The following is a 9,665-nucleotide window of genomic DNA, read 5'->3' as shown; positions in this document are numbered from 1 at the left end:
CGGAAAAGAAAAACCAGGTGGATTTCTACAACCGCCGCTTCGTCGCCGGTGAACTGGACAACCAGAGCTTCGCGGAAATCGCCCGCGCCATGGGCGCCGAAGGCATCACGGTGGACAAGCTGGAAGATGTGGGACCGGCCTTGAAGAAAGCCATCGACATGCAGATGAATGAAGGCAAGACGACCATCATCGAAATCATGTGCACGCGCGAACTGGGCGACCCGTTCCGCCGCGACGCGCTGAGCAAACCTGTCCGTCACCTGGATAAATACAAAGATTACGTTTAATTGCTGGGGCAGCGGCAAGAAGCCGGGGTCAGTCGCTTTGCGATCGGCTTGCCTCCCACTGGGAGGCAAGCCCCCTGCAAGGTCTGCCCCCGGAACTTGGTGCCAGCCCGGCCTCATCCGACACCGCACTGTGACGAAATTCTCACACATTGTCACTTCAGCATCGCTATTTCAATAAAGAATACAAAGCGTCCCGGTATTTGGATTATTTGATTTGACAAGCACCCGCATTCAGCTTAAATTCAATAAAAATACTAAAAAACGGAACGAAAAGTACCAAATTCGACTCATGGAGACAAAAATGAACACACGCGTAACTACCGATGCCGTCACCACCGACTTCCTGCAAGCGTTCGGCGATGCCTGGAACCGCCACGATATCGAGGCCTTGATGGCCGCCATGGCGGACGACTGCGAATTCCACGCCGTCGCCGGTCCTGACTTGCTGGGCAAGAGCTTCATCGGCCGCGACGCCGTGCGCGCCGGCTTCGAGCTGGCCTGGCAAACCTTTCCGGACGCCGCCTGGCTCAATCCGGAGCACTTCGTCAGCGGCGATCGGGGCGTGACGGAATCGACGTTCGCCGGCACCAAGGCGGACGGCACGCGCATCGAGGCGCGCATGGTCGATATCTTCACCTTCCGCGATGGCAAGATCGCCGTGAAGAACGCCTTCCGCAAGGATCGCCCACCGGTCGTCAGCGCCACCGCCCAAGCCTGAGCCAGCAAGTTCACCAGGAATGACCATGAACAAACCTGTCGATACTCCACCTGGCGTACTGGGTAGCAGCACCGCGGCCCGCACGCCCTACGATCCCGCCTACGACCCGCTGGTGGCGCAACGTCCCGGCCACGGCAATGCCTACGCGCCCACCTACTGGATCGGCACGGCGGGCGAGCCGCCGGCCGACGACGGCCCCATCACGCATGACATCGACGTCGACGTGGCCATCATCGGCTCGGGCTTCACGGGCCTGTCCTGCGCCATCTTCCTGGCGCAGGAACATGGCATCAAGGCGACCGTGCTGGAAGCGAACCGGGTCAGCTGGGGCTGCAGCACGCGCAACGGCGGCCAGGCGCAATGCACGACGGGCCGCCTGAAGCGCTCGCAGTGGATAGACCGCTACGGCCTGGATACGGCCCTGAAGCTGCACACGGAAGTGTGCGACGCGATGGAAACGTTCAAGAAGATCACGGCCGATATTGATTGCGACCCGCAGCCGGGCGGCCACCTGTATATCGCCCACAAAGCGAAAGCCATGCCTGCGCTGGAAAAAGAAGCCAAGGTGATGCGGGAGATCTTCCATTATGACGCCCGCATCCTCGACGCCGACACCGTCAAGCGCGAGTATGTGGACGACAAGGAAGCGGCGGGCGCGCTGCACGAGCCGGAAGGCATCGGCATTCACGCGGGCAAGCTGGCCTTCGGCTACCTGCGCAAGGCGCGCGCGCTGGGCGCGAAGGTGCACCCGTCCAGTCCCGTGATGGGCTGGGAAACGCGCAACGGCGTGCATTACCTGCAAACGCCTGGCGGCGTGGTGCGTGCCCGCGCCGTGGCCGTGGCCACGGGCGGCTACACCTCGCCCCATCTGCATCCGCAAGTGAAAAACCGCTTGCTGCCCATCTTGTCGAACTCGCTCGTCACGCGGCCTTTGACCCCGGCGGAAATCGAGGCGTGCAACTTCCGCACGCACCAGGTGATCACCGATACGCGCATCCTGCGGCATTACTACCGTCTGATGCCGGACAACCGCGTGCAGATCGGCAGCCGCAGCGCCATCACGGGTGCCGATGCTCCGCAGGGCAAGTATGAACAGGGTTTGATCAACGATCTGCACCGCAAGTTCCCCGCGCTGACGGGTATCGGCATCGATTATTCGTGGTGGGGCTGGGTCGACGTCAGCCACGACATGATGCCGCGCATCGTGCAGCCCGACCCGCAGCAGTCGATTTTTTATTCGCTCGGCTACGGCGGCAACGGCGTCATGTATTCCGCGCAGGCGGGACGGCGCATGGCCGAGCGCATCGCCGGCAAGGCCAGCGACACGGGCTTGCCGATCTTCAATTCCAAACTGCCGTATCCCAACATGATGGAAATGGTCGAGTCGCAAGCGTTCGCCCCGTTCCGCCGCCTGGGCCAGCGCTTCCTGTACCGCTGGTATCACTTGAAGGATGAAGTTTTTTAAAAGCAGTACCGCAGTTCCAGCCGCCGCATGCGTTGACATAGATTGACCAGCGGCGCCTCCCGTAAGGGATGAGTTTGCCCGCACGTTCACACATAACAATAAACTTGGAGTGAGACATGAACAAGAATACGAGCAAAAACACGGTATTTTCATCGATGCGCCGCGCCGTCCTCGGCACCCTGGTGCTGGGAGCCGTTGTTGCCGCGAGCGGCACGGCTTTCGCGCAAGGCAAGGAAGTGACGATTGCCTACCAGGAAATCAATGGTCCCTTCCTGGTGGCCATTGCCAGCGGTGAAGTGGAAAAAACCACGGGCTATAAAATCAACTGGCGCAAGTTCGATTCCGGCGCCAAGGTGGCTACTGGCATGGCGTCCGGCGACGTGCAGATCGGTGTCATCGGTTCCAGCCCATTGACGGCGGCCGTCAGCCGCGGCGTCGACCTGCAGCTGTTCTGGATCATCGACGACATCAATGAAGCCGAAGCGATGGTGGCGCGCAATGGCGCCGGCATCGCCAAACCGGCCGATTTGCGCGGCAAGAAGATCGCCGTGCCGTTCGTTTCCACCACGCATTTCCACACCATGTTCGCGCTGGAAACGTGGGGCATCAAGCCGACGGAAGTGAAATTGCTCAACATGCAGCCGAACCAGATCGCCGCCGCCTGGGAGCGGGGCGACATCGACGCGGCTTTCGTATGGGACCCGGCCTTGAGCAAACTCAAGCAAAACGGCAAGGTACTCGTCACTTCCGGCGAGCTGAGCAAAAAAGGCAAGGCCACGTTCGATGGCATGGCCGTCGAGCGCGCCTGGGGCGAAGCGCATGCGGACTTCATGGCCAAGTTCGTCAAGGTGATGGCCGCGGCCGACGCCGACTACCGCGCCAATCCGAAGGCGTGGACTATTGACTCCCCGCAAGTGAAGGCCAACGTCAAGCATTCGGGCGCGGCTGCCAAGGACGTGGCCGCTTCCGTGGCCCTGTACGCCTACCCGTCCCTGCAGGAACAGGCGTCGCCCGCCTGGCTCGGTGGCGGCGCGAAAGGCGGCGTGGCGCAAGCCTTGCTGGCCACGGCGCAATTCCTCAAGGGCGAAGGCAAGATCGACACCCTGGCAAGCGATTACGCCAAATACGTGACTCCCAAGTATGCACAGGCCGCAGGCCTGCTGAAGTAAACGTCGTGCGAAAGCGCGCCTGCGGGCGCGCTGACTGAACAGAATGCGTTGAACAGAAGTACTCGAACTGAAGTACTACTTATGCGGGGTCATCATGGAAAACCTGTACGTCAAGGATGTCAGCGTGATTTATCCGGGCAAGACGGCCGGAGAACGCGTGCATGCCTTAAATAATATCAATCTCACCATCAATAGCGGCGACTTCGTTGTCGCGCTGGGGGCTTCCGGCTGCGGCAAGACCACCTTGCTGAGCCTGATGGCGGGCTTCATTGCCCCGTCCAAGGGCGAGATCATGTTGGGCAGCAATAAAGTAGAAGGGCCGGGCGCCGACCGTGGTGTCGTGTTCCAGAAACACGCCTTGCTGCCCTGGCTGAACGTGATGGAAAACGTGGAATTCGGCCTCAAGCTGCAAGGCGTGCCAAAAGCCGTGCGGCGCGAGCAGGCGGCCAAGAATCTGGCGCTGGTGGGCTTGAATGACTTTCACGACAATATGATTTATCAATTGTCGGGCGGCATGCAGCAAAGGGTGGGCATCGCCCGCGCCCTGACCTGCAATCCCGCCATGCTGCTGATGGATGAGCCGATGGCGGCGCTCGATGCGCTCACGCGAGAAACCATCCAGGAGTTGCTGCTCGATATCTGGGCCAAGTCCAGCACCATGTTCTTCTTCATTACCCACAGCGTCGACGAGGCGCTGTTCCTGGCGAACCGGCTGATCGTCATGTCGCCCCGTCCGGGCCGCATCACGCACACGTATGAACTCGATTTCAACAAGCGCTTCCTGGAATGCCGCGATGCGCGCGCCGTGAAATCGAGCCCGGACTTCATCAAGATGCGCGAAACGGTGCTCAACATCATTTATGGCGACGAGCGCGCCGTCAATAAAGAGCTGGAGGTGTCCCATGCATAGCCCATCCGTCGTGGGATTTCCTCCCGCCAGCGCCAAGCGCGCCGGCTTCTTCGGCCGCCTGTTCGCGCCCCGCTGCGCCATGCCGGGCGAGGCGTTCGGCGCGCCGGGGCAGGGCAATTCCAGCCGCATCGCCACCGTCACCGTCATCGCCGTGCTCCTGCTGTGGTTTGGCGTGACGGCCAGCGGCATGGTGAAACCCCTGTTCCTGCCGTCGCCGCAAGCCGTCTACGAGAAATTCATCATGGCGGCCACCACCGGTTTCGGCGGCGCCACCCTGTGGGAACACACGGTGGCCAGCCTGGTGCGCGTGTTCGGCGCCTTTGGCCTGGCGTGCCTGTTCGCCATTCCCATCGGCGTGATGATGGGCGTCAACCGCGTGGCGCGGGGCATCTTCGATCCCTTGATCGAGTTCTACCGCCCGCTGCCGCCGCTCGCTTACTTGCCACTGGTCATCATCTGGTTCGGCATCGGCGAGTTTTCGAAGGTCTACCTGATCTTCCTGGCCATTTTCGCGCCGATGGCCATCGCGGCACGCGCCGGCGTCAGTTCCGTGTCGCTGGAGCAAATCCACGCGGCCTACTCGATGGGCGCCACGCGCTTCCAGGTGATCGTGCACGTGATTTTGCGCGCGGCGATACCGGAAATCCTCACCGGCATGCGCATCGGCATCGGCGTGGGCTGGACCACCTTGGTGGCCGGCGAGATGGTGGCGGCCACGCGGGGCCTGGGCTACATGGTGCTCAGCGCTTCCGAGTTCCTGGCCAGCGATGTAGTGATCATGGGCATCATCGTGATCGGCTTCTTTGCTTTCCTGTTTGATTTGATGATGCGCTACCTCGAACGTACCCTCGTGCCATGGAAGGGCAAGGTGTAAGACGTTCCCGGGAGTGGCGCCGGCGCCACAAGTGTTGCCGCCGCTCCCATTTTTTTAACCGGCAATAAGCAGCAGTACTTCTTACTTACCCTCCAGCGCGCTTGCCCCATGGCAGCCGCGCCGGGCCGCTGCATTTCCAGATTGACTTATGGAATGTGGCCAACCAGACTGATTCACACGATGTATCGATGCTGCTTGACGGTATTGCCTAAAACAAAACAAAGCCGCGCGGCAGCAGCAAGCCGCAGCAGGCGAGGGCGCACCGGGCTTCAGAGATTTTCAGGAGACAAAACATGATTAGCGAATCGCATAACAATACCGGCTTGCAGCACTCGCTCAAGCAACGCCACATGAGCATGATCGCCATCGGCGGCGTCATCGGCGCCGGCCTTTTCGTCGGCAGCGGCGTCATCGCCAAGGCCGCCGGCCCGGCCGCCATCCTTTCCTTCCTGCTCACGGGCGGCCTCGTCGTTCTGATCATGCGCATGCTGGGCGAGCTGGCCTCGTCCCTGCCCGTGGTCGGCTCCTTTTACGAATATGCGCGCCTGGCTTTCGACGACAAGCCGAAGGTGTCGAAATTCCTCGGCTTCATGAGCGGCTGGATGTACTGGTATTTCTGGGTCGTCGTCGTGGCCTTGGAAGCCATTGCCGGCGCGAAACTGGTCAACTTCTGGCTGCCCGACGTGCCGTCGTGGTCGATCAGCCTGGTGCTGCTCGTGTCGATGACGGTCCTCAACCTGTTCTCCGTGAAAGCGTTCGGCGAATTCGAGTTCTGGTTCGCCTCGATCAAGGTGGTCGCCATCATCGTCTTCCTGTTTGTCGGTGCCCTGTTCATCACGGGCAGCTTGCCTAACAGCATCCCGACGCTGGGCTTTTTGACCAGCAACGGCGGCTTCATGCCCCATGGCTGGGGACCCGTGCTCAGCGGCGCTGTCGCTGCCACGGCCTTTTATTCGGGCGCCGAGATCGTCACCATCGCCGCCGCCGAAACGTCGGACCCGGCCAAGGCCATCGCCCGCGCCACCAATTCCGTCATCACGCGCGTGCTGATGTTCTATGTGGGGTCCATGTTTGTCGTCGTCTGCATCGTGCCCTGGGATTCGCCGGCCATCGCCACGCCGTTCGTCAGCGCCCTGAAAGTCATGAACATTCCCTACGCGGCGCATATCATGAATGCCATCATCCTGACGGCGGTGCTGTCGGCCCTGAATTCCAGCCTGTACGCTTCCTCGCGCATGATCTTTGCGCTGACGCGCCGCGGCGATGCCCCGACCGGCCTGGTCAAGCTGAGCAAGAACGGCGTGCCCATCCGCGCCATTTTGTTCAGCACCTTGTTTGCCTATTTCGCCATCGCCGTGTCGTATGTGTCGGCGGACCTCGTGTTCCCCTTCATCGTCAATTCCTACGGCATCCTGATCCTGTTTGTGTACCTGCTCATTGCGATATCTCAATTGCGTTTGCGCCGCCGCCTCGAACGCGAATGCCCGGAACGCATCAAGGTGCGCATGTGGCTGTTTCCCTACCTGACGTATTTCACCATTTTTGCGATGCTGGTGATCCTGGGGGCCATGAGCGTGTCGTCCGATACGGAACAGCGCGTGTCGTTCTGGTTCGGCCTGCTGAGCGTGGTCATCATGAGCGCCATGTATTACATCAAGAAACTGGTCAACGACGACCGCAACGGCGGTAACGAAGCCAAGGTGGAGCTCAAGCATGTCTGACGCCGCCACCTCGCCCGCGGCCCGGCGCCGCTTCCTGCGCAACGCGGCGGCCCTGGGCGCCGCCGCCGCGAGCGGCCCATCCCTCGCCGCCTCCGCTACTGTTACGTTGCCGTTTGAAAACGGCGAACGCGAGCTGGTGGCGTTTCCGCAAAAACGTCCGCTGATCCTGCTGACCAGCCGCCCGCCGCAGCTGGAAACGCCGTTCAGCGTGTTCAGCGAAGGGGCCATCACGCCCAACGACGCGTTTTTCGTGCGCTATCACTGGAGCGGATTGCCCGCCAGTATCGATGGCGCCAGCTACCGCCTGCGCATTTCCGGCCTGGTCAAGGCGCCACTGGAACTCTCACTGGCCGAGCTGAAACAGCTGGCCGAGCCCGTGGACGTGGTGGCCGTGACGCAATGCTCGGGCAACAGCCGCGGCTTCTTTGCCCCGCGCGCCAACGGCGGGCAGCTGGGCAATGGCGCCATGGGCAATGCGCGCTGGACGGGCATCCCCCTGAAAACCGTGCTGGAAAAGGCCGGCATGCAGCCCGGCGCCGTGCAGGTGGCCTTCAACGGCCTGGAAACGCCGCCCGTGGGCGACGGTCCTGATTTCCAGAAAGCCCTGTCCGTCGAACACATCATGGCGGGCGACGCCATGCTGGCCTGGGCCATGAATGGCGAAGACATTCCTTTCCTCAACGGCTACCCGCTGCGCCTGATCGTGCCAGGGTTCTATGGCACTTACTGGGTCAAGCACCTGAGCGACATCACCGTGCTGGACAAGCCCTTCGACGGCTTCTGGATGAGCACGGGCTACCGCATCCCCGACAATGGCTCCGGCTTTGTCGAGCCGGGCGCGCCCGTGGGCAGGACGACACCGATCAGCCGCCTGAACGTGCGCTCTTTCATTACCAGCGTGCAGGACGGCGCGCAAGTGAAAGCGGGGCGCGACCTGGCCTTGCGCGGCATCGCCTTCGATAGCGGCCACGGCATCAGCGAGGTGACGGTCTCGCTTGACGGCGGCCACAGCTGGCAGGAAGCCACACTGGGCAAGGATCTGGGGCGTTTCTCGTTCCGCGAGTGGACGACGGTCATGAAGGCGCCGCGCAAGGGCAAACACGTGCTGATGGTGCGCGCCGTGAACCGCATCGGCCAGAGCCAGCCCATGAAAGCCCTGTGGAATCCCATGGGTTATATGCGCAATGTGGTGGAAACCACGCGCATCCAGGCAGTCTGAGGAGATTCACATGCGAATAGCAATGTTATTAGCCGCGCTGGCACTGTCGGCGGCGGGCGGCGCGGGCGCGCTGGAAATCCACTTGCCGCCGGAAACGGCGACCTATAAACCCAGCGAATTGCCCGGCTACCAGCTGGTGCAGCGCAACTGCATGACGTGCCACGCGGCCCAGTACGCATCGAGCCAGCCGCCAGCCTCGCCGCGCGCCTACTGGGAAGCGACCGTCAGGAAAATGAAAAAGCCCTTCGGCGCCCAGTTTGCCGATGAAGACGTGCCTGCCATGGTCGATTACCTGGTGAAAACCTATGGCGCGGAGCGGGGCGCCGCAACAGCGCTCGCCCCCGTGGCCAAGCCCGCAGCCGTTGCCGCTGTTCCTGCTGCGGCTGCCAGCGGCAAGGATGTCAAGACTTTGCTGGCGGCCAATGGCTGCATGGCATGCCATGCCATCGACCAGAAAGTGGTCGGCCCCGGCTTTGCGGAAGTGGCCGCCAAATACAAGGGCAAGGATGGCGCCGCCGCCGTGGCGGCAAATATCCGCAATGGCGGCGCCGGCAAATGGGGACCCGTGCCCATGCCGCCGTTCAGTCAGCTCAGCGATGCCGAGGCTGCTACCCTGGCAAAATACGTCCTCTCCCGTTAAATCACCGCGCAGCCCGGCTGCGATATACCGCCGTATTCCCATGCGCCAGCCGTTTGGCCGGCGCATGGGAGCCACCCCAGCGCCCTGTCATTCGACATGGAGTGCTCGTTTCCCTTTGTTATCGCTGACTTTATTCATTAATGAATAAATGCTTGAATAACTATCGCGCAATAAAAACCATTGTTTTTAATTTAAAAATCGTTTTTGCGAATACTGTTTTAATTGATGCAATAGTTTACTTGGCGCAGTCGTTTTTTCGCATCAGCCTTGACCCTTAGCCACACGAAAAATTTCCGTCATGCATAAAGTGTGATTATTCGAGAATAATTCCGACAGGAAATGCCGTATGCTGAAATATTAATTTGGTGTATTTTTTCGCAATGTTAATAATTTGTTGCAAAAAATCAACATTGAATAGACAAAGCATTGGTTCAAGGTAACAATATTAATATATAGAAATTTAATTATGTTTTTCTGATAATGCTTAGCCTGGCCCCGAAGGCTGCCGAGAGGACTATTTTGCGCATCACACTCATTCCCCTGACCTTGCTGGTCGCCATCCAGTCCGCCTGGGCCGTCGATCCGCCCAGCGCCGGCAGCCAGCTGCAGCAGATTCCCGCCGCGCCCCAGTTGCCGAAAGCGCCGCCCGCCATCCGCGTGCA

General features: G+C 60.8%; 9 protein-coding genes. All 9 read left to right on the top strand.

Translation table 11 applies throughout. From position 1 onward, the window contains the following. Positions 1-287: thiamine pyrophosphate-dependent enzyme (locus ACZ92H_RS29185; RefSeq protein WP_465051947.1), on the top strand; the 287-nt coding region annotated here is incomplete at its 5' end. A gap of 301 nt (positions 288-588) precedes the next feature. Next, positions 589-1,005 carry a nuclear transport factor 2 family protein gene (locus ACZ92H_RS29180; protein ID WP_465051948.1) on the top strand — a complete coding sequence of 139 codons (417 nt, stop codon included), beginning with the start codon at positions 589-591 and terminating at the stop codon, positions 1,003-1,005. Between the two features lie 25 nt (positions 1,006-1,030). After that, positions 1,031-2,470, top strand: coding sequence for an NAD(P)/FAD-dependent oxidoreductase (locus ACZ92H_RS29175; protein WP_131377508.1), 1,440 nt, complete (start codon positions 1,031-1,033; stop codon positions 2,468-2,470). 116 nt (positions 2,471-2,586) lie between these two features. Next, a complete protein-coding gene (gene tauA, locus ACZ92H_RS29170; protein ID WP_465051949.1) occupies positions 2,587-3,639 on the top strand; it encodes a taurine ABC transporter substrate-binding protein in 1,053 nt (350 codons plus the stop codon). Positions 3,640-3,733: 94 nt separating this feature from the next. Beyond that, a complete protein-coding gene (locus ACZ92H_RS29165; protein ID WP_465051950.1) occupies positions 3,734-4,549 on the top strand; it encodes a taurine ABC transporter ATP-binding protein in 816 nt (271 codons plus the stop codon). A gap of 79 nt (positions 4,550-4,628) precedes the next feature. After that, complete coding sequence (locus ACZ92H_RS29160; RefSeq protein WP_051959683.1) at positions 4,629-5,423, top strand: ABC transporter permease subunit; 795 nt, start codon at positions 4,629-4,631, stop codon at positions 5,421-5,423. Positions 5,424-5,716: 293 nt separating this feature from the next. Then, complete coding sequence (locus tag ACZ92H_RS29155) at positions 5,717-7,144, top strand: amino acid permease (RefSeq protein ID WP_131377502.1); 1,428 nt, start codon at positions 5,717-5,719, stop codon at positions 7,142-7,144. Next, positions 7,137-8,363 (top strand): SorA family sulfite dehydrogenase catalytic subunit, encoded by a 1,227-nt coding sequence (gene sorA / locus ACZ92H_RS29150; protein WP_465051951.1) that lies wholly within the window; start codon positions 7,137-7,139, stop codon positions 8,361-8,363. Before ACZ92H_RS29155 ends, sorA begins: the two co-directional genes overlap by 8 nt. 10 nt (positions 8,364-8,373) lie before the next feature. Beyond that, a complete protein-coding gene (gene sorB / locus ACZ92H_RS29145; RefSeq protein ID WP_465051952.1) occupies positions 8,374-9,003 on the top strand; it encodes a SorB family sulfite dehydrogenase c-type cytochrome subunit in 630 nt (209 codons plus the stop codon). The last annotated feature ends 662 nt before the right edge of the window (positions 9,004-9,665 follow it).

This window comes from Janthinobacterium foliorum (genome assembly GCF_978021625.1).
Note: the sequence above shows the minus strand (reverse complement) of the source record. Positions and strands in the feature narration are given on the sequence as shown.